General features: G+C 60.6%; 16 protein-coding genes and 2 rRNA genes. 13 read left to right on the forward strand and 5 right to left on the reverse strand.

The window, feature by feature from the left end; genetic code table 11:
• Positions 1 to 217: 217 nt before the first annotated feature.
• The 3 genes from F0P97_RS06720 to F0P97_RS06730 all read left to right on the forward strand — a co-directional run bounded on the left by F0P97_RS06720 (position 218) and on the right by F0P97_RS06730 (position 4,225).
• A 23S ribosomal RNA gene (locus F0P97_RS06720) occupies positions 218 to 3,095 on the forward strand.
• A gap of 166 nt (positions 3,096 to 3,261) precedes the next feature.
• Positions 3,262 to 3,374 (forward strand): 5S ribosomal RNA (rrf, locus tag F0P97_RS06725).
• A gap of 104 nt (positions 3,375 to 3,478) precedes the next feature.
• Positions 3,479 to 4,225 carry a 16S rRNA pseudouridine(516) synthase gene (locus F0P97_RS06730; RefSeq protein WP_182286146.1) on the forward strand — a complete coding sequence of 249 codons (747 nt, stop codon included), beginning with the start codon at positions 3,479 to 3,481 and terminating at the stop codon, positions 4,223 to 4,225.
• A 65-nt stretch (positions 4,226 to 4,290) separates the two neighbouring features.
• On the opposite strand, the gene F0P97_RS06735 is transcribed toward F0P97_RS06730, so the two are convergent.
• From F0P97_RS06735 to F0P97_RS06755, 5 genes are all read right to left on the reverse strand, one after another.
• A complete protein-coding gene (locus F0P97_RS06735; protein WP_182287121.1) occupies positions 4,291 to 5,103 on the reverse strand; it encodes a DNA/RNA non-specific endonuclease in 813 nt (270 codons plus the stop codon).
• Between the two features lie 301 nt (positions 5,104 to 5,404).
• The gene (locus F0P97_RS06740) at positions 5,405 to 6,172 is read right to left on the reverse strand and encodes a hypothetical protein (protein ID WP_182286147.1); all 768 of its coding nucleotides are present in this window, start codon (positions 6,170 to 6,172) and stop codon (positions 5,405 to 5,407) included.
• 12 nt (positions 6,173 to 6,184) lie between these two features.
• Positions 6,185 to 6,622: an RNA-binding S4 domain-containing protein gene (locus F0P97_RS06745; protein ID WP_034349508.1), complete on the reverse strand. Its 438-nt coding sequence runs from the start codon at positions 6,620 to 6,622 to the stop codon at positions 6,185 to 6,187.
• A gap of 32 nt (positions 6,623 to 6,654) precedes the next feature.
• Entirely contained in the window at positions 6,655 to 8,130 is a 1,476-nt protein-coding gene (locus F0P97_RS06750; protein ID WP_182286148.1) for a sensor histidine kinase, read from the reverse strand.
• A complete protein-coding gene (locus tag F0P97_RS06755) occupies positions 8,127 to 8,828 on the reverse strand; it encodes a response regulator transcription factor (RefSeq protein ID WP_182286149.1) in 702 nt (233 codons plus the stop codon). Before F0P97_RS06755 ends, F0P97_RS06750 begins: the two co-directional genes overlap by 4 nt.
• A 135-nt stretch (positions 8,829 to 8,963) precedes the next feature.
• On the opposite strand from F0P97_RS06755, the gene F0P97_RS06760 reads away from it, so the two are divergent.
• The 10 genes from F0P97_RS06760 (at position 8,964) to F0P97_RS06805 (ending at position 21,660) form a co-directional block, all read left to right on the forward strand.
• Positions 8,964 to 9,929: a Bug family tripartite tricarboxylate transporter substrate binding protein gene (locus tag F0P97_RS06760; RefSeq protein WP_003057571.1), complete on the forward strand. Its 966-nt coding sequence runs from the start codon at positions 8,964 to 8,966 to the stop codon at positions 9,927 to 9,929.
• Between the two features lie 241 nt (positions 9,930 to 10,170).
• Positions 10,171 to 10,764 (forward strand): tripartite tricarboxylate transporter TctB family protein, encoded by a 594-nt coding sequence (locus F0P97_RS06765; protein WP_182286150.1) that lies wholly within the window; start codon positions 10,171 to 10,173, stop codon positions 10,762 to 10,764.
• Positions 10,764 to 12,281 carry a tripartite tricarboxylate transporter permease gene (locus tag F0P97_RS06770; protein WP_182286151.1) on the forward strand — a complete coding sequence of 506 codons (1,518 nt, stop codon included), beginning with the start codon at positions 10,764 to 10,766 and terminating at the stop codon, positions 12,279 to 12,281. The genes F0P97_RS06765 and F0P97_RS06770 overlap by 1 nt, the downstream gene beginning before the upstream one ends.
• 220 nt (positions 12,282 to 12,501) lie before the next feature.
• Positions 12,502 to 14,025: a sigma-54 interaction domain-containing protein gene (locus F0P97_RS06775; RefSeq protein WP_182286152.1), complete on the forward strand. Its 1,524-nt coding sequence runs from the start codon at positions 12,502 to 12,504 to the stop codon at positions 14,023 to 14,025.
• Between the two features lie 85 nt (positions 14,026 to 14,110).
• Positions 14,111 to 16,099, forward strand: a complete 1,989-nt coding sequence (locus tag F0P97_RS06780) for an acetoacetate--CoA ligase (protein WP_182286153.1) — start codon at positions 14,111 to 14,113, stop codon at positions 16,097 to 16,099.
• 47 nt (positions 16,100 to 16,146) lie between these two features.
• Complete coding sequence (locus F0P97_RS06785; RefSeq protein ID WP_034357944.1) at positions 16,147 to 17,028, forward strand: amidohydrolase family protein; 882 nt, start codon at positions 16,147 to 16,149, stop codon at positions 17,026 to 17,028.
• A 247-nt stretch (positions 17,029 to 17,275) separates the two neighbouring features.
• Positions 17,276 to 18,463, forward strand: coding sequence for a substrate-binding domain-containing protein (locus tag F0P97_RS06790; RefSeq protein ID WP_182286154.1), 1,188 nt, complete (start codon positions 17,276 to 17,278; stop codon positions 18,461 to 18,463).
• 110 nt (positions 18,464 to 18,573) lie between these two features.
• The gene (locus F0P97_RS06795) at positions 18,574 to 20,115 is read left to right on the forward strand and encodes a fibronectin type III domain-containing protein (RefSeq protein ID WP_182286155.1); all 1,542 of its coding nucleotides are present in this window, start codon (positions 18,574 to 18,576) and stop codon (positions 20,113 to 20,115) included.
• A 40-nt stretch (positions 20,116 to 20,155) separates the two neighbouring features.
• On the forward strand, positions 20,156 to 20,929 hold the full coding sequence (locus tag F0P97_RS06800; RefSeq protein ID WP_043008568.1) for an ABC transporter ATP-binding protein: 774 nt from the start codon (positions 20,156 to 20,158) through the stop codon (positions 20,927 to 20,929).
• Positions 20,926 to 21,660, forward strand: coding sequence for an ABC transporter ATP-binding protein (locus F0P97_RS06805; protein ID WP_182286156.1), 735 nt, complete (start codon positions 20,926 to 20,928; stop codon positions 21,658 to 21,660). Before F0P97_RS06800 ends, F0P97_RS06805 begins: the two co-directional genes overlap by 4 nt.
• The last annotated feature ends 62 nt before the right edge of the window (positions 21,661 to 21,722 follow it).

The following is a 21,722-nucleotide window of genomic DNA, read 5'->3' on the forward strand; positions in this document are numbered from 1 at the left end:
CCAAGGTTTGTGCACCGTGCCGCCAGCAACATTTTGATTGCGTCAAAACAGATATTTTGCGAATGCAAATGTATCTAGTAATGACGAATATTCTCTAAGCTGTATCGAAAGATGCAGCCAAAGATATTCACATTACGGCATAACGCGTGAGGTGCAAGACCTCACCAGTCTTTGAACACCAGGCTTTGATTCTCGACGAGAGAGTCCAAAGTTATAGGGTCAAGTGACTAAGAGCATATGGTGGATGCCTTGGCGATGATAGGCGACGAAAGACGTGATAGCCTGCGATAAGCTTCGGGGAGCTGGCAAATAAGCTTTGATCCGGAGATTTCTGAATGGGGGAACCCACCTCGCAAGAGGTATCGTGCACTGAATACATAGGTGCACGAAGCGAACCTGGAGAACTGAAACATCTAAGTACCCAGAGGAAAAGACATCAACCGAGATTCCGATAGTAGTGGCGAGCGAATTCGGAAGAGCCTTGCAGTGATAGTCGATCAGTTAACAAAACGGCATGGAAAGGCCGACCATAGTGGGTGATAGTCCCGTATGTGAAAACCGATCGGTGGTACTAGGCTGCAGACAAGTAGGGCGGGGCACGAGAAACCCTGTCTGAATATGGGGGGACCATCCTCCAAGGCTAAATACTCATCATCGACCGATAGTGAACCAGTACCGTGAGGGAAAGGCGAAAAGAACCCCGGGAGGGGAGTGAAATAGATCCTGAAACCGTATGCTTACAAAAAGTCGGAGCCCTTAGGGGTGACGGCGTACCTTTTGTATAATGGGTCAGCGACTTACATTCAGTGGCAAGCTTAACCGAATAGGGGAGGCGAAGAGAAATCGAGTCCGAATAGGGCGACTAGTCGCTGGGTGTAGACCCGAAACCAAGTGATCTATCCATGGCCAGGATGAAGGTGCCGTAACAGGTACTGGAGGTCCGAACCCACTAATGTTGCAAAATTAGGGGATGAGCTGTGGATAGGGGTGAAAGGCTAAACAAACTTGGAAATAGCTGGTTCTCTCCGAAAACTATTTAGGTAGTGCCTCAAGTATTACCGTCGGGGGTAGAGCACTGTTTAGGCTAGGGGGTCATGGCGACTTACCAAACCTATGCAAACTCCGAATACCGACGAGTACAGCTTGGGAGACAGAGCACCGGGTGCTAACGTCCGGACTCAAGAGGGAAACAACCCAGACCGCCAGCTAAGGTCCCTAAAATTGGCTAAGTGGGAAACGAAGTGGGAAGGCTAAAACAGTCAGGATGTTGGCTTAGAAGCAGCCATCATTTAAAGAAAGCGTAATAGCTCACTGATCGAGTCGTCCTGCGCGGAAGATGTAACGGGGCTAAGCCAGTTACCGAAGCTGCGGATTTGCAATTTATTGCAAGTGGTAGGAGAGCGTTCTGTAAGCCTGTGAAGGTGTCTGGTAACGGATGCTGGAGGTATCAGAAGTGCGAATGCTGACATGAGTAGCGTTAAAGGGGGTGAAAAGCCCCCTCGCCGTAAGCGCAAGGTTTCCTACGCAACGTTCATCGGCGTAGGGTGAGTCGGCCCCTAAGGCGAGGCAGAGATGCGTAGCTGATGGGAAACAGGTCAATATTCCTGTACCGATCAATAGTGCGATGTGGGGACGGAGAAGGTTAGCTCAGCCAACTGTTGGATATGTTGGTTCAAGCCTGTAGTCGTGCCTGGTAGGCAAATCCGCCAGGCTTAGATGAGGGGTGATAACGAGTCTGCTTGCAGACGAAGTGAGTGATACCCTGCTTCCAGGAAAAGCCACTAAGCTTCAGCTATTGACGACCGTACCGCAAACCGACACTGGTGCGCGAGATGAGTATTCTAAGGCGCTTGAGAGAACTCAGGAGAAGGAACTCGGCAAATTGACACCGTAACTTCGGGAGAAGGTGTACCCCAAGTAAGTGAAGTTGTACAAACGGAGCTCAAAGGGGTTGCAAAAAATTGGTGGCTGCGACTGTTTAATAAAAACACAGCACTCTGCAAACACGAAAGTGGACGTATAGGGTGTGACGCCTGCCCGGTGCTGGAAGATTAAATGATGGGGTGCAAGCTCTTGATTGAAGTCCCAGTAAACGGCGGCCGTAACTATAACGGTCCTAAGGTAGCGAAATTCCTTGTCGGGTAAGTTCCGACCTGCACGAATGGCGTAACGATGGCCACACTGTCTCCTCCTGAGACTCAGCGAAGTTGAAATGTTTGTGATGATGCAATCTCCCCGCGGAAAGACGGAAAGACCCCATGAACCTTTACTGTAGCTTTGTATTGGACTTTGAACGGATCTGTGTAGGATAGGTGGGAGGCTTTGAAGTGCGGTCGCTAGATCGCATGGAGCCAACGTTGAAATACCACCCTGGTGCGTTTGAGGTTCTAACCTGGATCCATTATCTGGATCGGGGACAGTGCATGGTAGGCAGTTTGACTGGGGCGGTCTCCTCCCAAAGCGTAACGGAGGAGTTCGAAGGTACGCTAGTTACGGTCGGACATCGTGACGATAGTGCAATGGCATAAGCGTGCTTAACTGCGAGACTGACAAGTCGAGCAGATGCGAAAGCAGGACATAGTGATCCGGTGGTTCTGTATGGAAGGGCCATCGCTCAACGGATAAAAGGTACTCTGGGGATAACAGGCTGATACCGCCCAAGAGTTCATATCGACGGCGGTGTTTGGCACCTCGATGTCGGCTCATCTCATCCTGGGGCTGTAGTCGGTCCCAAGGGTATGGCTGTTCGCCATTTAAAGAGGTACGTGAGCTGGGTTTAAAACGTCGTGAGACAGTTTGGTCCCTATCTTCCGTGGGCGCTGCAGATTTGAGGAAGCCTGCTCCTAGTACGAGAGGACCGGAGTGGACACACCTCTGGTGTACCTGTTGTCACGCCAGTGGCATCGCAGGGTAGCTAAGTGTGGAAGAGATAACCGCTGAAAGCATCTAAGCGGGAAACTCGTTTCAAGATGAGATCTGCCGGGGCCTTGAGCCCCCTGAAGGGTCGTTGTAGACCACGACGTTGATAGGCTGGGTGTGGAAGCGCAGCAATGCGTTAAGCTAACCAGTACTAATTGCCCGTGCGGCTTGACCCTATAACTTTGGGTAAGCCTGGAAAAATGAAAGACAGAACGCAAGTTCTAGTTATGCCGAAAAGGCGCAATCGAAAAGCTGATTGAAGACTCTATGAATTCGTTGGACTGAAGGTGAGCGAGATTAAGAAGTTAATCGAGGCGCCGTCAATCTGACAAAAAGTTTATGCCTGATGACCATAGCAAGTTGGTACCACTCCTTCCCATCCCGAACAGGACAGTGAAACGACTTAGCGCCGATGATAGTGCGGGTTCCCGTGTGAAAGTAGGTCATCGTCAGGCTCTTACAGTGAAAACCCCGTAGTCGAAAGATTACGGGGTTTTTTATTTGACCAATCGGTATTCTTGATATTGCTTGCGCAGTAGCGGACATGGAAAGGATGAGCATGCAGCTGCAGGACATGTTGTATTCACAGGGCTTTGGCATTCGCCGCGTGTGCTCCGGCTTGGTGCAGCAAGGCTGGGTGGAGCTATGGAACCCACAGACCTCCGACTGGGAGAAGGTCCTGGATTCCACCGAGGAGGTGAATCCCGAAGGTCTGCGCTTCAGGGTGCAAGGCGTGGAGTGGGAGTATCACGCACTGGGTTACGTGCTGCTGAACAAGCCTGCCGGCACCGAGTGCTCGCAAAAGCCATCGGCCTACCCCAGCATCTATACCTTGCTGCCGGCTCCGCTGCGTCAACGACCCAACAAGGGAGCGGTGCAAGGTGTTCAGGCGGTGGGTCGTCTGGACCAGGATACGACGGGCATGCTGCTGCTCAGCGACGATGGCCAGTTCATCCATCGCATGTCCTCGCCCAAAAAACATGTCTCCAAGGTTTACCGGGTGACTTGCAAGCATCCGGTGGATGCCAAGCAGATACAGCGGCTGCTGGATGGTGTCGTGCTCGATGATGATCCCAAGCCCGTCAAGGCAGCGGCCTGCGAGCAGGTGGACAGCCATGTGCTGGATCTGACGCTGACCGAGGGCAAGTATCACCAGGTCAAGCGCATGATTGCGGCCGTGAGCAATCGGGTCGAAGGTCTGCACCGCAGAAGAATCGGTGGCCTGGAGCTGCCCGCAGAGCTGGAGCCCGGCCAATGGCGCTGGCTGACGGCGGATGAGCTGGAATTGTTCAAGCCGGGCAAGTAGGGCAGAGAAAGATAAAAAGCCTGCTGGCTTGCGCCAGCAGGCTTTTTGATTGGGGACACGGGAAGTCAGTGTGGCTGCGCAGGGAGCATGGATGTCTGCTGGAGCTTGCCCGAGGCTTGCAGCGCAGCGCCGGGCAGGAATTCGATGCCGGTGCGGCGCACCAGCTCCGCGTAGCTGATGGGCTCGGTGACGCGGGCCGCATCATCATTGGCCTGCCAGTGCGCCCAGGCACGCTGGCTCTGAGCGTCATAGACCAGCTTGTAGAGAAAGCTGGGCACACGCACCTGGTTGTGGCCAACGGAGGCAGCGCCGGCATCAAAGACCGGGCCGGTGATGATGTAGACATCGCCCTTGGCCCGTTGCGCATAGCTGCGCGTGTCTTTTTCGATACGGGCCCAGGGGCCGCTGTTCTGCTTGATGGACTGGGGCACCATATTGGCCAGCGAGAAGCTCTGGGCCATGGCCTGTGCGGTCGGCATGTCGCCAGCGGGAGCCATGTGGCCGCGTGAGTAGCCGGAGCGCTTGTAGTCGTCCAGCTCGGCGCGTTCATCGCGGGGCAGGCGGGCGTCGCTGTAGAACTTGTTGGTGCGCTTTTCGTCGGCATCGGCGACCAGGGCCTTGTTCAGACGCTGAGCGACGAAGACGGGAGTCTTGCTCTGGCCGCTGTGCAGCACGGCAAACGCGTCATAGCACAGCGCACGCAGCTTGGGCTGATCGCTGAGCACGGGGGCTTTGCCATTGGCAAAGAACTGCGGGCATTGCTCAAAGCCCTGCGTGCTGCGCGTGGGATTCTTGACCTGGATGAGCGATGCGGGGCTGGCCGCTGCCGAGGGCGCAGGCATCCTGGCGGAGCAGGCTACGCTGCCGATGACCAGCATTGCGAGGCCGGCATGGCGCAGCCATCTGGGAATCAGTGAGGACGGAGAGGAAAGCGGTGCTGAAAAAACGGAAGACATGCGCGAGGAAGGCCGAGGGAGATGAAAAGAGTGCCAGCAGCCCAGGCGCAGGAGCGAGTCTGGCCGTCATCAAGGATGATTGATTGCTACTTGAATAAGAGCTGCTTGCGCAAGATTTGAAAGATTTTCAAGGTAAAAGTTTCCTGAAAAGCTTTGGAATAAAGCGCTAAGTGCTCATATTTTATGAGGGATAGGCTTCGCCGCAGCCGATCTCCGGTCCGGCTCAGGTCGCCAAGCTGCGGATCCCCGAAGGCATTCCATGCATGAGCAGGATCTGCAGTGCGGCTTGGGTCTGATGGTGCAGCTGCTTGAGCGCCTCATCTTTCTGGGGCGGCAAAATGTACTGGCCCTGTGCGTTCCTGGCGTAGGGCTTGCCCAGAATGTCGGCCATATCGATCTGGTAGTAGCTGCGGTCGCCATACGGGCGCTTGCCGTCGATATAGGGCAAGGGCCAGATCGCCTGGCCGTCTTCCTCCTCGGCCAAGACATAAGGCAGGTCATCGGTACCGACTTCTCGCCACAGGGCGGCATGCAGCAGCGTCAGGTGTTCGGGACGAAAGTCGAAGCTGCTGTCTGGCGCCTGACCTGAGAAGTCGGGCGGCAAGGCATAGCGACCGGGCGCCAAGGTGGCGTTTGCCACAAACTCCGGCAGCCAAAGGCAGACTTCGGCCAGGAGCCGGGTGGCCAGAGCAGGATCGTGAATGCGCAGCACTTGCTGGGCTGTGTCGAGGGTGGACAGATCGCCGCCAAAGGGCTGCACGGGATCGAAGCCGGGTGCCCCAGACTCTATGGGCATCCACTGCACCCGCAGCAGGCGTATCAGCTGCAGATGCTGGGCGCTCAGTGGCGGCAGCGCCTGACTGAAGACCATCTGGATCACGGATCGACGTTCGGTACTGCCCGGACGCTTGCGCAGCCACGACCAGCTCAAGGCGCCGGTTGCCGCAACTGCCAGGGTCGAGAGCGTGGAGATCAGCAGCCTGCGCTTCATGGGTGAAGGCTTTCAGTCATCGATGGAAGCGCTCCAGCGGTCGCCCCAGCCACTGCTGCGCTGCACGCGGTCGATCTCCCGGCGGTCACGCTTGGTGGGGCGGCCGGTGTGCTGGGCCGCCAGTGCTTCGGCGGGCTCGGGGGCCAGACGGCGCTGTTCGGCCAGCTGTTCTCGCTGGGCAATGCTTTGCGCCGTTTCCTCGTACAGCTGCTGGGCCACGGGTGCCGGGCCGCGCATGCCGCTCAGCCCGCGCACTATGACTTCCCTGGGAATATTGCCCTGGCGCAGGTGGATGTGGTCGCCCGGGCGGATTTCACGCGAGGCCTTGGCATTGGCGTTGTTGACCGTGACCCGGCCTTTGCCAATTTCCTCCACAGCCAGGCTGCGGGTCTTGTAGAACCGTGCGCACCATAGCCATTTGTCCAGACGCATGGATTCAGTTTCACTCATGTCGGTATTTTGCGGCGTGAAGGGATGGCGATTCAAGTCAGAGCAGTATCCATGTCCAGGGTATCGCCATTGTGCAGGGGCAGCTGAATCAGCGCCTGCAGGCCACGCACGCGGCCAAGTTCGTCGTGCAGATTGCGCAGCTCGATCTGGCCGCCCAGGGTTTGCACGATCTCCTGGCAGATGGCCAGGCCCAGGCCCGAGCCGCTGCGCGCGTTGCCCGCCGAAAAAGGCTGGAACAGCCGCTGGGCCAGTTCATCGTCGATGCCGCTGCCGCTGTCTTCGATACTCAGCTGGGCCATGCCGTTGCGCGCGCGCACATCGACCTGCAGACTCCCGTGCCTGGGTGTGTGGCGTATGGCGTTGTGCAGCAGGTTGCGGGTCAACTCTCGCAGCATCCATTCATGGGCGGCGACGCAGCAGGCCTGGGTTTCGATGCCGAAGTCCATGTCGTGATCGGCAATCAGCGGGGATAGCTCCAGCGCCACGTCGCGCACGATATGGTCGAGCTGGGCGAGCATGGCGCTGTTCTGGTTGCTGTCTTCCTGGCGCAACTGCTCGACCTTGGCCAGGGCCAGCATCTGGTTGGCGACGCGGGTGGCGCGGTCTACCGTGTCGTCAATCTCGGCAAAGGCCTGGGCCGGTGGAATATCGCCGCGCTTGGCCGACTGCACCTGAACCTTGAGCACGGCCAGCGGCGTGCGCAGCTGGTGCGAGGCGTCGCGCACAAAGCGCTTCTGGTTGCTCAGCAGTCCTTGCAGGCGCTGCATGGTCTGGTTGGTGGCTTCCAGCAGGGGCTGGACTTCGCGCGGCATCTCGGGTGCAGCCAGCGGACTCAGATCTCCCTGGGCACGGCCTTGCAGGTCCTGGCTGAGCTGGCGTATGGGCTGGGTGGCGCGCTGCACCACAATGATGACGATCAGCGCGACGACCAGCACCAGCAGGGCCTGACGAATCAGGGTGTCACGCAGAATCTGCAAGGCCAGAGATTCGCGCAGCTCCAGGGTTTCGGCCACCTGGATCACGGCCATGCCGCGTCCGTCGGCACTGGCAACCGGCTGCAGCAGCACGGCCACGCGCACGGGGTGGCCGCGAAACTCGTCGTCATAGAAGTCCACCAGCGCCGCATAGGGAGGGCGCTGCGGAATCCTACCGTTCCAGACAGGCAGCTCCGCAAAGCCCGAAATCAGCTGACCGTCCAATGTGGAGACGCGGTAGAACATGCGGCTCTGGTTGTCGGCCTCGAAGATTTCCAGCGCCGAATAGGGAACGATGGCGCGCAGCTGTGCCTGATCGTCGTATCCGGTGACGCCGATCTGTTCGCTGATGCTTTTGGCCGAGGCCAGCAGGGTTCTGTCATAAGCCGTGTGCAGCGATGTCAGGGTCTGCTGATAGAGGCTCCAGGCGTTGAGGGCAATCAGCGCCAGCACGGGCAGCAGGATGCCGGTGAGCAGCAGGCGCCGCAGCGACCAGGCTGTCCTGGGCCGCGTCCTTCCCGGACTGGCTGTCATGCCGCTGCCTCGGCCTTGACCAGATAGCCCAGACCGCGCAGGGTGACCAGTTGCACGCCGGTGCCGCCCAGCTTTTTGCGCAGGCGGTAGGCCACGACTTCCACGGCCTCGTATTGCACATCGACCTCGCCAGGGAAGACCAGGCTGAACAGCCGCTCCTTGGTGACCGCATGGCCGGGGCGTGCCAGCAGCGCATGCATCATGGACAGCTCGCGCGGCGTCAGCTCCAGGACCTTGCCGTCGAGATAGATTGCGCCGCTTTCCTTCTCATAGCGCAATGCACCGAGGACGATGGCCTCGGAACCCGATCGGGGTGTGAAGCTATCCTGGCTGCGGCGCAGCAGGGCGCGCAGGCGCGCCTCCAGTTCGTCGAGGTCAAAGGGCTTGGCCAGATAGTCGTCGGCACCGGCGTTCAGCCCCATGACGCGGTCGCCCACGGTGCCGCGCGCGGTCAGGATCAGCACCGGCGTGCGCAGGCCCAGGGCGCGGGCGCGCTCCAGCACCTGCAGGCCGTCGAGGCCGGGCAGACTCAGGTCCAGCACCACGGCATCGGGTTCGCGGGCCTGCCAGTGAGCAAGGGCACTGGGGCCGTCGGCCGCCACATCCACATGCAGGCCGCGGCGCATCAGGGTGCGCTGCAGCGTGGTGCGCATGGCGGAATCATCTTCAACAAGCAGTAATTGCATGCTGCCGAACATAGCACTGCGCTGCGAATGCGCAGACAAGTCGTGAAACTACCGGGCTTGCTTAAGGGATAGCCCTAGGTGATTGGACAGCTGTTTGACAGGCAGGCTGTCCATGATTGCACCCACTAACTACATAAGGAGTACATCATGCGTCGTGATACGTTTCTGAAGTCTCTGGCAGCCCTGGCGGCGGCCGGTGCTTTGCCCCTGTCGGCCCAGGCCGCGGCGGCCATCAAGATGATGCTGCCCGCCAACCCGGGTGGCGGCTGGGACACGACAGGCCGTGCCCTGGGCAAGGCCTTGCAGGACGCAGGTGTGGCTTCTTCCGTTACTTATGACAACAAGGGCGGCGCTGCCGGCGCCATCGGTCTGGCCCAGTTCGTCAACGGCAGCAAGGGCGATCCCAATGCCATGATGGTCATGGGCGCGGTGATGCTGGGCGGCATCATTACCGGCAAGCCTCCCGTCAATCTGAGCCAGGCCACGCCTCTGGCGCGCCTGACCAGCGAATACAACGTGTTTGTGCTGCCCGCCAATTCGCCGTTCAAGAACATGGCGGAAGTGGTGGCACAGCTCAAGAAGGATCCCGGTTCCGTCAAGTGGGGCGGTGGCTCTCGCGGCTCCACCGAGCACATTGCTGCGGCCATGATCGCCCGTGAAGTGGGCGTGGACCCTGCCAAGATCAACTACGTGGCTTTCCGTGGGGGCGGCGAGGCCATCTCTGCCATCCTGGGCGGCAACGTCACCGTGGGCGGCAGCGGCTTCAGCGAGTTTGCCGAGTACATCGCGACCGGCAAGATGAAGCCCATCGGGGTGACCTCGGCCCAGCGCCTCAAGGGTGCGGCGTCCAGCGTTCCCACGCTCAAGGAGCAGGGCATCAACGTGGAAATCGGCAACTGGCGCGGTGTCTATGGTGCTCCCGGTATTTCCAAGGCCCAGCGCGACGAACTGGTCGCACAGATCGAAAAGGCCACCAAGAGCAAGGCCTGGGCTGAAGCGCTGCAGAAGAACGACTGGACACCTGCCTGGCTGGGCGGCGATGCCTTTGGCAAGTTCGTGGACGACGAGTTCGCCAGCCTGCGCGCCACCATGGCCAAGTCCGGCATGATCTGATGATCACCAGGCCGCTGCGTTCTGCAGCGGCCCTTGGAGCGTGAACACGCTCCATGGACATGGCACAGGGCTGGCGACTTCAGCCCTGATCGCGTTGTGTCCTGCTGTTTCTCCCCGCACTGATTGATGGCCTGCCCCTGACGGCGCAAGCCAGGGTTTGTGCAACCCCATGATGCCGTGGGAGCTGCCGCAAGGCGGCTCTGGCGGGTTCCGAAAACCATTGAAATCACACACATTCATCATGTCTGATTCCTTCCAAGATCTGGCCCGGGCAGCGGAGGCCGCACAGGTTTCGGCCTATGCAGACCCCGACGAGCCGCAGAGCCCCAACGTACCGTCCAAGAGAGCGCAAACCATTGTCGGTGCAGGCGTGCTGCTGGTTGCTGCGGGACTGGCCTTTGGCGCACTGCAGATTCCTTCGGACTCCGGCTACGGCGGCGTCGGTCCCAATTTCCTGCCCTGGGTCTGCGCAGTGGTGCTGGGTATCTGCGGTGCCCTGCTGATCTGGGAAGCACGCAGCGGTGGTTTTCGCCATGCGGCCGACCCGGGCGGCCAGCCCAAGGCCGACATCCTGCCCTTTGCCTGGGTCTCGGCCGGTCTGCTGGTGAATGCGGCCTTGATCAGTACCCTGGGCTTTGTTTTCAGCTGCACCATCTGCTATGTGCTGGCCGTGCAGGGCTTGCGCCGAGCCGCGCATCAGCCGCAGGCGTCCGCACCGGCCACCTGGGTCAAGGATGTGATCACGGGGCTGCTGATTGCGGCACCGGTGTTCTGGATGTTTACCAAGTTCCTGGCCATCAATCTGCCTGGCCTGACTGAAACGGGGTGGCTGTAATGGATATTTTCAATGCTTTGATGGCTGGCTTTGCCACGGCCATCACGCCCGCGAATCTGCTGTGGGCTCTGGTGGGCTGTGCCCTGGGTACGGCCGTGGGCGTGCTGCCCGGTATCGGCCCGGCCGTGGCCGTGGCCATGCTGCTGCCCATCACCGCCAAGGTGGATGTGACGGCATCCATGATCTTTTTTGCCGGCATTTACTACGGTGCCATGTATGGCGGCTCGACCACCTCGATTCTGCTGAACACTCCCGGTGAGACGGCATCCATGGTCACCGCCATGGAAGGCAACAAGATGGCCAAGAGCGGCCGAGCCGGGGCGGCGCTGGCAACCGCTGCGATCGGCTCGTTTTTCGCGGGTACCTTTGCCACCGTGGTGGTGACCATGTTTGCTCCCTATGTCGCCGACTTTGCCGTGAAGCTGGGCCCGCCCGAGTACTTCATGCTGATGGTGCTGGCCTTCACCACCGTGAGCGCCGTGCTGGGCCAAAGCTCGCTGCGCGGCATGACGGCGCTGTTTGTCGGCCTGGCTGCAGGCTGCATCGGCATGGACCAGATCTCCGGTGCTGCGCGCTATACCGGCGGCAAGATGGAACTGCTGGACGGCATCGACATCGTGCTCGTGGCCGTGGGTCTGTTTGCCGTGGCCGAAGTGCTGTATGCAGCCATGTATGAAGGCAAGGTCGAGGAGTCGCAGAACAAGCTGACCCGTGTGCACATGACCAAGCGTGACTGGAAGCGTTCCTGGCCCGCCTGGATGCGCGGCACGCTGCTGGGCACACCGTTTGGCTGCATTCCCGCTGGCGGCACCGAGATCCCGACCTTTCTGAGCTACGCGACCGAGAAGAAGCTGGCCAAGGGCGAGGACAAGGCCGAGTTCGGCGGCAAGGGCGCCATCGAAGGCGTGGCCGGTCCGGAAGCTGCCAATAACGCGACCGTGACCGCAGCCCTGATTCCGCTGCTGACTCTGGGCATTCCCACCAGCAACACCACGGCCGTGCTGCTGGGCGCTTTCCAGAACTACGGCATCAACCCCGGCCCCCAGCTGTTCACCAGCTCTGCGGCCCTGGTCTGGGCGCTGATTGCCTCGCTGTACATCGGCAACGTGATGCTGCTGGTGCTCAACCTGCCCATGGTGGGCCTGTGGGTCAAGCTGCTGAAGATTCCGCGTCCCCAGCTGTATGCCGGCATTTTGATCTTCGCAACGGTCGGTGCCTACGGCATGCGCCAGAGCGCTTTCGATCTGTTCCTGCTTTACGGTATTGGCTTGCTCGGTGTGATCATGCGCCGCTTCGACTTCCCCACCGCTCCCGTGGTGGTGGGCATGATCCTCGGCCCTCTGGCCGAAGCGCAGATGCGCAACGCAGTGTCGATCGGCGAGGGCAGCTGGTGGATCTTCCTGCAGCGACCCATGTCGCTGACGCTGATCATCATTGTGCTGGCCGTGCTGATCATTCCCCGTGTGCTCAAGCGCCTGTCGGAGGCCAAACAGGCCCGGGAGGCAAGCGCCGCCTGAGTCCCGTTTCCTAGCCTGCTGCGGGTGCTTCACGCATGGAGCCCGTTGCATTCATATCCCCTGTTCGGTGAGCCGGACAGGGGATTTTTTTATGAAGGCAGACTCAAGCATTGGTTTGAATGCGCTATCTTGCTCATGTATTGATAGTGTGCAAGAGGCGCTAGAGGTCTGTGCCGATGGTTTTGGGGTAATGTCGCCCTACCATGGCGCGATGATGGAAATGAGCCAACTGCTACCCAACGATTTCGCTTGCGAGCTGCCCGACGATGCCGACGGCATCTATGCATTGGCGGCTCGGTCCATGTTTCAGCTGTTCTCGTCAATGAGCCAGGGCATGTTTCTGGTCGACAGGAGCGGGCGCATTGTCTGGGTCAACAAAGGCTACGAGCGCTTTCTGCCGCGCCTGGGCGTGGCCGGTGTGGGCGACTTTCTCGGGCATATGGTGGAGGAGGTCATCCCCAACACGCAGATGCGCAGCGTGCTGGAGACCGGCAAGCCTGTCCTGATCGATCTGCTGACCAATAGTGCAGGGACCTTTGTCGTCAGTCGCCTGCCGCTGCATGACGACGAAGGAGGCGTGATCGGTGCCATCGGCATTGTGCTGTTCGATCAGCCCGAGACGACCCTGCAGCCGCTGATCAGCAAGTTCGCGATGCTGCAGCGCGATCTCGATGAAGCGCGGCGCGAGCTGGCTGCCCAGCGCAGCCGCAGCTTGCAGGCGTCGGTACAGGGTTCGCGCCGCAGCAAATACAGCTTTGCCAGTTTTGTGGGCAGCAGCCCGGCTGCGGTCGAGGTCAAGCGCCAGGCGCGGCGGGCGGCCCAGTCCATGAGCCCTGTGCTGCTGCTGGGCGAGACCGGTACTGGCAAGGAGGTGCTGGCCCATGCCATCCATGCCGCATCGGCGCGGTCTGCCGGTCCATTTGTGAGCGTCAATATCGCGGCCATTCCCGAGACGCTGCTAGAGGCCGAATTCTTCGGCGTGGCGCCGGGCGCATTTACCGGGGCCGAGCGCAAGACGCGCGATGGCAAGTTCAAGCTCGCCGATGGCGGCACCCTGTTTCTCGACGAAATCGGTGACATGCCCGCCAGTCTGCAGGCCAAGCTGCTGCGCGCCTTGCAGGAGGGAGAGATCGAGCCGCTGGGCTCCAACCAGATCGTGCATTTCGATGTGCGCGTGGTGGCCGCCACCTCTCGGGATCTGCTGCAGATGGTGCGCGACGGGCGCTTCCGCGAAGACCTGTTCTACCGGCTGCATGTGCTGCCCGTTCGCGTGCCGCCGCTGCGCGAGCGCAGCAGCGATATCCCGGCCCTGGTGGAAGTGCTCTGCGAGGATCTGGCGCTGCGCAACGACATGGTTCCGCCGGAGCTGGGAAAGGGGGCGCTGGAATTGCTGGTCGCACAGGCCTGGCGGGGCAATATTCGCGAGCTGCGCAATGTGCTGGAGCAGGCCGCCATGCGCTGCGATGACTCGCACATCGATGCCGGCCTGCTGGCGCAGGTGCTGCGCTCGTCCGGGGTGGAGCTTCAGGCTCCGCATCGGCAGCCCCTGACTCAGGAGACCATGGCGGCGATGCCAGCGGCGGGTGATCTGCTCAAGCCGCTGGCCGAGCAAATGGCCGATCTCGAAACCCGCGCCATACGGGCCGCAATGCAGGCCCATGGGGGCAACAAGCTGGCCGTTGCAAGGACGCTCGGCATATCGCGCGCCAAGCTGTATCACCGGCTCGAGAAGCTGAATTTATGAGCCATGCTAGGGATTGCCCTTGGTGGGCAGGGCTTTGTTTGTTTATATAGTTATAAAAAATATCTAATTTGAGTCCGGAGACAGCATGGCATTGGTACAAGGGCAGGAATTGTGGAGGCCCACGCAGCAACAGCAGGAGCTAAGCGGCCTGTGGCATTACATGGACTGGCTGCGCGACAGCCGTGGCCGTGACTTCCCCGACTATGAGGCGCTGTGGCAATGGTCGGCAACCGATATCGAAGGCTTCTGGCGCTCCATCTGGGACTATTTCGACATTCAGGCCGATGGTGACCCGACGCAGGTGCTAGCCAGCCGCAAGATGCCCGGTGCGCAGTGGTTTCCCGAAACCCGGCTCAACTACGCCGAACACATCTTCCACCAGGCCAGCGACCAGCGTCCGGCCATCATTGCGCGCTGCGAGGGCCAGACCCCGGTCGAAGTCTCCTGGCAGCAGCTGCAGCGCGATGTGGGCGCCTTGGCGGCAAGCCTGCGCGGTCTGGGCATAGGGCGTGGCGATCGCGTGGTGGCCTATCTGCCCAATGTGCCGCAGACCGTGGTGGCGTTTCTGGCCTGTGCCAGCATTGGCGCCATCTGGTCCAGCTGCGCGCCTGAGATGGGCGTATCCGTGGTGCTGGATCGCTTCCAGCAGATTGCGCCCAAGCTGATTTTCGCGACCGACAGCTATAGCTATGCCGGCAGGCAGTTCGATCGCCGTGAAGTGCTGGACGAGGTGCTCAGGGGACTGCCCGATATTGCCCAGGTGATTCATGTGCCGGGGCCCCTGTTCGGCAGCGATGCCGAACATGCGGCCGTGCCCTGGCGTGACTGCATGAGCTGGGCCGATGCAACGTGCCATGCAGCGCCGCTGCAGTTCGAGCGCGTGCCGTTCTCCCATCCGCTGTGGGTGGTGTACTCGTCGGGAACCACCGGCCTGCCCAAGGCCATGGTGCACAGTCATGGCGGCATCGTGCTCACCCACCTCAAGACCAATCGCCTGCAGCACGATGTGTTGCCCGGCGATCGCTTCATGTTCCTGGGCAGCACGGGCTGGATTGTCTGGAACCTGATGATAGGCAGCCTGCTGGCCGGCGCGACCGTGATCCTGTCCGACGGCAACCCAACGGCGCCCAATGATGATGCGCTCTGGGACTTCATTGACCAATACCAGGTCAGCATCTTTGGCTGCGGCGCAGCCTTCCTCATCAAGAGCATGAAGGATGGTGTCTCGCCCAAGAAGGGGCGCCAGTTCGAGAAGCTGCGTGCCATCAACTCCACGGGCTCGCCACTGCCTCTCGATGCCTATGCCTGGGTCTATGAGAACGTCAAAAGCGATCTGTGGCTGGCTTCGATCAGTGGCGGCACGGATATCGCCTCGGGCTTTGTGGCCTGCGCGCCCATACTGCCCGTCAACGCGGGCGAGATTCAGTGCCGCGAACTCGGCGTGGCTGCCCATGCCTTCAACGAACAGGGCCAGAAGGTGGTGGCCGAGGTCGGCGAGCTGGTGATTACCGAGCCCATGCCCTCCATGCCTGTGTTCTTCTGGAATGACGAGAGCGGGGCGCGTTACCACGACAGCTATTTCGACGTGTTTGCCGGCTACTGGCGCCATGGTGACTGGATCGAGTTCAGCGAACGCGGCACGGCTGTGATCTACGGACGCTCGGACAGCACCATCAACCGCTTCGGCATACGCATGGGCACAGCGGAGATCTACCGTGTCGTCGAAGAGCTTGACGCCGTCAAGGACAGCCTGGTGGTCGACCTTGAATACCTGGGCCGACCTTCCTTCATGCCGCTGTTCGTGACTCTGGCCGAAGGCCAGGCATTGACGGGCGAGCTGACTGCCCAGATCAAGAACGCCATCAAGACCAAGGCTTCGGCACGCCATGTGCCCAATGTGGTGGTACAAGTGGCCGAGATTCCGCGCACCCTCACCGGCAAGAAGATGGAGGTACCTGTGCGCAAGCTGCTGCTGGGAGCGGACGCGGCCAAGGTGGCCAGCCCCGATGCCATGGCCAATCCATCGAGTATTGATTTCTTTGTTCAATTTCGAGAGCAGGTGCCGCAGGCGTGACAAGCGCTTGAGGCTGATTTGACTCAATACCCAAAGCAGACCCACCCATGAACCATCAAGATCTGATCGCCATCGACTTCCATACCCATGCGGAAGTCAGCTGCCGCAATCCCTTTGACAGCTATGGCGAGGAGTACGACCGCGCGGCCGACAAATACTTCGGCAGCTCGCTGCGCCCGACCATCGCCGAAACCATTGCCTACTACCGCGAGCGCAAGATCGGTCTGGTGATGTTCACTGTGGACAGCGAGGCCCAACTGGGCCGCCGCCGCATCCCCAACGAAGAGATTGCCGATGCCGCACGCGAGAACAGCGACATGATGGTGGCGTTCGCCAGCATCGACCCGCACAAGGGCAAGATGGGTGCGCGCGAGGCCGAACGCCTGATCACCGAATGCGGCGTCAAGGGCTTCAAGTTCCATCCCACGGTGCAGGGCTTTCATCCCTATGACCGCATGGCCTGGCCCATCTACGAGGTCATCAACCACTACAAGCTGCCCGCCATCTTCCACACCGGCCACAGCGGCATCGGCAGCGGCATGAAGTGTGGCGGCGGCCTGCGCCTAGCCTACAGCAACCCCATGCTGCTGGACGACGTGGCTGTGGACTTCGGCGATATGCAGATCGTCATGGCCCATCCCAGCTTTCCCTGGCAGGACGAGGCGATCTCGGTGGCGCTGCACAAGCCCAATGTCTGGATCGATCTTTCGGGCTGGAGTCCCAAGTATTTCCCCAAGCAGCTGGTGCAGTACGCCAACACCTTGCTCAAGGACCGTGTGCTGTTCGGCAGCGACTTCCCGCTAATCACGCCCGAGCGCTGGATGAAGGACTTCGAGGTCGCCGGCTTCAAGCCCGAGGTCATGCCCGGCATTCTCAAGGACAACGCCGTACGGCTGCTGGAGCTGGACAGAAAACGCGATGCCGCATGAAAGCTCAAAGGATCACCCCGGTGGTCCTTTTTTCATGGAGCTTGAACTTTGACCGAGGCGAGGCCTGAAGCAGTGTATTGAAATTGTGCAGTGTCTTTTTTTAAGGCATTTTTTGTCTGATTTTCAGGCAATCTGGATGCGAGCTGAAACAAGACTCAGAGGAAAACCAGACTGGCACGAAGACTGCTAACTGCACACCATACAAAGACAAGCGGACACACCGCATCCATCCTCAAGGAGACAACACATGCACAAGCGCAGCCTGTTGCAGGCGGCCGTTCTGGCGGCCATGGTGGTTCATGTTCCCGGCGCCCTGGCGCAATCTGAAATCCGCATTGCCCATGTCTACAGCAAGACCGGGCCGCTGGAGGCCTATGGCAAGCAGACGCAGGCGGGGTTGCTGATGGGGCTTGAATACGCCACGGGCGGCAGCATGACGGTGGCAGGCAAGAAGCTGGTGGTGATCGAGAAAGACGACCAGGGCAAGCCCGACCTGGGCAAGAGCCTGCTGGCCGCCGCCTATTCCGACGACAAGGCCGATCTGGCTGTCGGCCCCAGCGCGTCGGGTGTGGCGCTGGCCATGCTGCCCGTGGCCGAGGAGTACAAGAAGATCCTGATTGTCGAGCCCGCCGTGGCCGATTCCATCACCGGCGACAAGTGGAACAAATACATCTTCCGCACCGGACGCAACTCCAGCCAGGATGCGATCAGCAATGCCGTAGCCATCGACAAGCCCGGAGTGACGATTGCGACACTGGCCCAGGACAATGCCTTCGGCCGCGACGGCGTCAAGGCCTTCAAGGAAGCGGTCAAGAAGGGCAAGCTGGTGCATGAAGAGTATCTGCCCGCAGCCACCACCGATTTCACGGCCGGCGCCCAGCGCCTGATCGACAGGCTCAAGGATGTTCCGGGCAAGAAGGTGATCTGGATTGTCTGGGCCGGTGCCGGCAATCCCTTCAAGATCGTCGACATGGACCTCAAGCGCTACGGCATCGAGATTGCGACGGGCGGCAACATACTGCCCGCCATGGCCGCCTACAAGAATCTGCCGGGCATGGAGGGCGCCACCTACTATTACTTCGGCATTCCCAAGAATCCGGTGAACGAAGCCATGGTCTCCATGAGCTACAAGCAGTTCAAGGCTCCGCCGGACTTCTTCACGGCGGGCGGCTTCTCGGCCGCCATGGCCATTGTCACAGCACTCAAGAAGAGTGGCGGCGACACCAGGACCAACACCTTGATCAAGGCCATGGAAGGCATGAGCTTCGATACACCCAAGGGCGTCATGACCTTCCGCAAGGAAGATCACCAGGCCATGCAGAGCATGTACCACTTCAGGATCAAGAACGATCCGGCCATGGCCTGGGGCGTGCCCGAGCTGGTGCGCGAGATCAAGCCTGAGGAAATGAACGTTCCCGTGCGCAACCAGCGCTGATCCGGCCGGGAGATCCTCCCGCGCCCACCCGTCCTCTCAATTGATGAACCCTCGGGAACACGAGGGCTGGCATTGCTCATTCCTATTTCAACGATTCACGGAGACAAAGCATGCGAGTTCAATCCTGGAGAAGCGGTGTTGCCGCGCTGGTGCTATGGGGCGGCGTGAACCTGGCCGCGGGGGCGGCCATGCCGCTGGGGCAATACAACATTGCCACCGACCAGATCAGCGTTTCGGGGCTGTCGTCGGGCGGCTTCATGGCCAATCAGCTGGGCAATGCCTATTCGGCAAGCTTCATGGGGGTGGGGATCTTTGCGGCAGGCCCCTATATGTGCGCCGGCCTGAACAATTACACGGCCTGCATGTACAACGCCAGCATCAGCAGCGCGCAGCTCAATGCCATGCAGTCCAGCATCGACAGTTACAGCAGCGCTGCCAGCATCGATGCCAAGAGCCGGATCGCGGCGCAGAAGATCTATATCTTCACGGGCACCAGCGACTACACGGTGGGCCCCAACCTCACCGATGCGCTGCAGACCCAGTATCTGAACAATGGCGTGCCGCAGGCCAATATCGCCTATGTCAAGCGCTCGGGGGCTGCCCATGTGCTGCCCACCGACTTCGACAGCAGCGGCAACAATGCCTGCAGCAGCAGCGCTTCGCCCTATATCAGCAATTGCGGCTATGACGGTGCCAAAGCCGCACTCACGCATTTCTATGGTGCGCTCAATCCGCGCAACGATGCTCCGGCCACCGGCAACTACATAGAGTTCAACCAGGCCAGCTATACCAATGCCAACCCCGGCATGGCCAGCACCGGCTGGCTCTATGTGCCGCAGAGCTGCGCCAGCGGCACGCAGTGCAGGCTGCATGTGGTGCTGCACGGCTGTCAGCAGAGCACGGACAAGATTGGCGACAAGTTCGTCAGGAACACGGGCTTCAGCCGCTGGGCGGATACCAACAACATCATCGTGCTGTATCCGCAGACCCAGGTGGACAACAACAACCGCAGCACGAGCAAGAGCGGTTCGCTGGCCAATCCCAATGCCTGCTGGGACTGGATCGGCTGGTATGGCAATAACTTTGCGCAGAAGAGCGGCGTGCAGATGACGGCCATCAAGGCCATGATCGATCGCATCGCCTCCGGCGCGGGCTCCGGCACCGGTGGCGGTAACGGCGGAGGAAACCCGACCCAGCCAGCGCTGGCGGCTCCTACGGGACTGGGCGCGTCGGCTGCGACCAGCACCAGCATGCAGCTGGACTGGGCTCCTGTGACCAGCGCGGCGGGCTACAACGTCTATCGCAACGGCAACAAGGCCAACGCGCTCCCTGTTTCTGCCACCAGCTATGTCGATGCGGCACTGAGCCCTGCCACCAGCTACAGCTGGACGGTACGGGCCGTGGACGGCAATGGTGCAGAAAGTGCCGACTCTGCCGCCGCGAGCGCCTCGACGCTGACCGGCAGCAATCCTGTGGGCACCTGCACCACGGCCAGCAATTACGCCCATGTACAGGCCAACCGCGCCTATCAGCAAGGCGGCTATGCCTATGCCAACGGCTCGGGCCAGAACATGGGCTTGTGGAATGTGTTCTACACCACCACGCTGAAGCAGACTGGCAGCAACTATTACGTGATCGGTACCTGCCCCTGAGCAGCGACCGCACGCATTCGAGAAGGAAAGATCCGCTTCCATGGGCATTCTGGCAACGCAAGATCTCACCATCCGTTTTGGGGGCCATGTGGCCGTGAACGCTGTGACCTGCTCGTTCGAGCCGGGCACGCTCACGGCCATCGTGGGCCCCAATGGGGCAGGGAAGACCACTTATTTCAACCTGATCTCGGGCCAGCTCAAGGCTAGCTCCGGCACGGTCACCCTGGGGGGACGCGATCTGAGCGGCCTGCCCGCTTCGGCGCGTACGCGCGCCGGGCTGGGCAGGGCCTTTCAGCTCACGAATCTCTTTCCGAATCTGAGCGTGCAGGAGAACGTGCGGCTGGCGGTGCAGGCCAGCATGACGGGAGCGCATCGCCGCGGCTTGAACCTCTGGAGCATCTGGAGCGATCACCGGGCGGTCACGCAGCGTGCGCGACAAATCCTGGAGCGGGTCTCCATGTCCGAGCGTGCCGACACCGTCGTCGCCAGCCTGCCGCACGGCGATCAGCGCAAGCTGGAGGTGGCGCTGCTGATGGCGCTGGAGCCGCAGGTCTATATGTTTGACGAGCCCACGGCGGGCATGAGCCATGACGAGGCACCGGTGATCCTGGACCTGATACGCGAACTCAAAAAAGACCGCAGCAAGATCATCCTGCTGGTGGAGCACAAGATGGATGTGGTGCGTGAACTCGCCGATCGCATCATCGTGCTGACCAATGGACAGCTGGTGGCCGACGGCAAGCCTGCCGAGGTCATCGCCTCGCCCGTGGTGCAGCAGGCCTACCTCGGCAATGCCGTGAAGGAGGACGCATGAGCCAGGCATCCGCCCCTTTGCTGCAACTGTCCGGCGTCCATACCCATATAGGCGCCTATCACATACTGCATGGCGTGGACCTGATCGTGCCGCAGGGCGAGGTCACCATGCTGCTGGGCCGCAACGGCGCCGGCAAGACCACCACGCTGCGCACCATCATGGGCCTGTGGCAGGCCAGCCAGGGCAGCATCCGGTTTGCGCAGAAGGACATTGCCCAGCTGTCCACGCCGGCCATTGCACGCCTGAATATCGCCTATGTGCCCGAGAACATGGGCATCTTTGCCGATCTCACGGTCAAGGAAAACCTGTTACTGGCGGCACGCGCCGCCGCCCATGCGGGCCAGATGGATGCCGCCCGGCTGGACTGGATATACCAGCTGTTCCCGGCCGTGCAGAAGTTCTGGAATGCGCCTGCGGGCAAGCTCAGCGGCGGGCAGAAGCAGATGGTGGCCGTGGCGCGCGCCATTGTCGAGCCGCGCGATCTGCTGATCGTCGACGAGCCCAGCAAGGGCCTGGCTCCCGCCATCATCAACAACATGATCGAGGCCTTTGCCCAGCTCAAGGCCGGCGGCGTGAGCATCTTGCTGGTAGAGCAGAACATCGACTTCGCCAAACGCCTGGGCGACGGCGTGGCCCTGATGGACAACGGCCGTGTCATCCACGCAGGCCGCATGGCCGATCTGGCGGCCGACGCGCAGCTGCAGCAGACGCTGCTGGGGCTGTCCTTATGAGGGGAATCGCATCGGACATGCCATCCGTCTTTATGTCTCACTCGCAAGCCGCCATGGATCTG

This window comes from Comamonas testosteroni, from assembly GCF_014076415.1.
In the GTDB taxonomy this organism is placed as follows: domain Bacteria; phylum Pseudomonadota; class Gammaproteobacteria; order Burkholderiales; family Burkholderiaceae_C; genus Comamonas; species Comamonas testosteroni_F.

Coding starts and splice junctions, on each gene's coding strand:
- F0P97_RS06730 (WP_182286146.1), top strand. CDS start 3,479: ATGCAGCTGCAGGACATGTTGTATTCACAGGGCTTTGGCATTCGCCGC.
- F0P97_RS06780 (WP_182286153.1), top strand. CDS start 14,111: ATGGCATTGGTACAAGGGCAGGAATTGTGGAGGCCCACGCAGCAACAG.
- F0P97_RS06800 (WP_043008568.1), top strand. CDS start 20,156: ATGGGCATTCTGGCAACGCAAGATCTCACCATCCGTTTTGGGGGCCAT.
- F0P97_RS06765 (WP_182286150.1), top strand. CDS start 10,171: ATGTCTGATTCCTTCCAAGATCTGGCCCGGGCAGCGGAGGCCGCACAG.
- F0P97_RS06750 (WP_182286148.1), bottom strand. CDS start 8,130: ATGACAGCCAGTCCGGGAAGGACGCGGCCCAGGACAGCCTGGTCGCTG.
- F0P97_RS06775 (WP_182286152.1), top strand. CDS start 12,502: ATGAGCCAACTGCTACCCAACGATTTCGCTTGCGAGCTGCCCGACGAT.
- F0P97_RS06785 (WP_034357944.1), top strand. CDS start 16,147: ATGAACCATCAAGATCTGATCGCCATCGACTTCCATACCCATGCGGAA.
- F0P97_RS06795 (WP_182286155.1), top strand. CDS start 18,574: ATGCGAGTTCAATCCTGGAGAAGCGGTGTTGCCGCGCTGGTGCTATGG.
- F0P97_RS06770 (WP_182286151.1), top strand. CDS start 10,764: ATGGATATTTTCAATGCTTTGATGGCTGGCTTTGCCACGGCCATCACG.
- F0P97_RS06745 (WP_034349508.1), bottom strand. CDS start 6,622: ATGAGTGAAACTGAATCCATGCGTCTGGACAAATGGCTATGGTGCGCA.
- F0P97_RS06755 (WP_182286149.1), bottom strand. CDS start 8,828: ATGTTCGGCAGCATGCAATTACTGCTTGTTGAAGATGATTCCGCCATG.
- F0P97_RS06740 (WP_182286147.1), bottom strand. CDS start 6,172: ATGAAGCGCAGGCTGCTGATCTCCACGCTCTCGACCCTGGCAGTTGCG.
- F0P97_RS06735 (WP_182287121.1), bottom strand. CDS start 5,103: ATGCTGGTCATCGGCAGCGTAGCCTGCTCCGCCAGGATGCCTGCGCCC.
- F0P97_RS06760 (WP_003057571.1), top strand. CDS start 8,964: ATGCGTCGTGATACGTTTCTGAAGTCTCTGGCAGCCCTGGCGGCGGCC.
- F0P97_RS06790 (WP_182286154.1), top strand. CDS start 17,276: ATGCACAAGCGCAGCCTGTTGCAGGCGGCCGTTCTGGCGGCCATGGTG.
- F0P97_RS06805 (WP_182286156.1), top strand. CDS start 20,926: ATGAGCCAGGCATCCGCCCCTTTGCTGCAACTGTCCGGCGTCCATACC.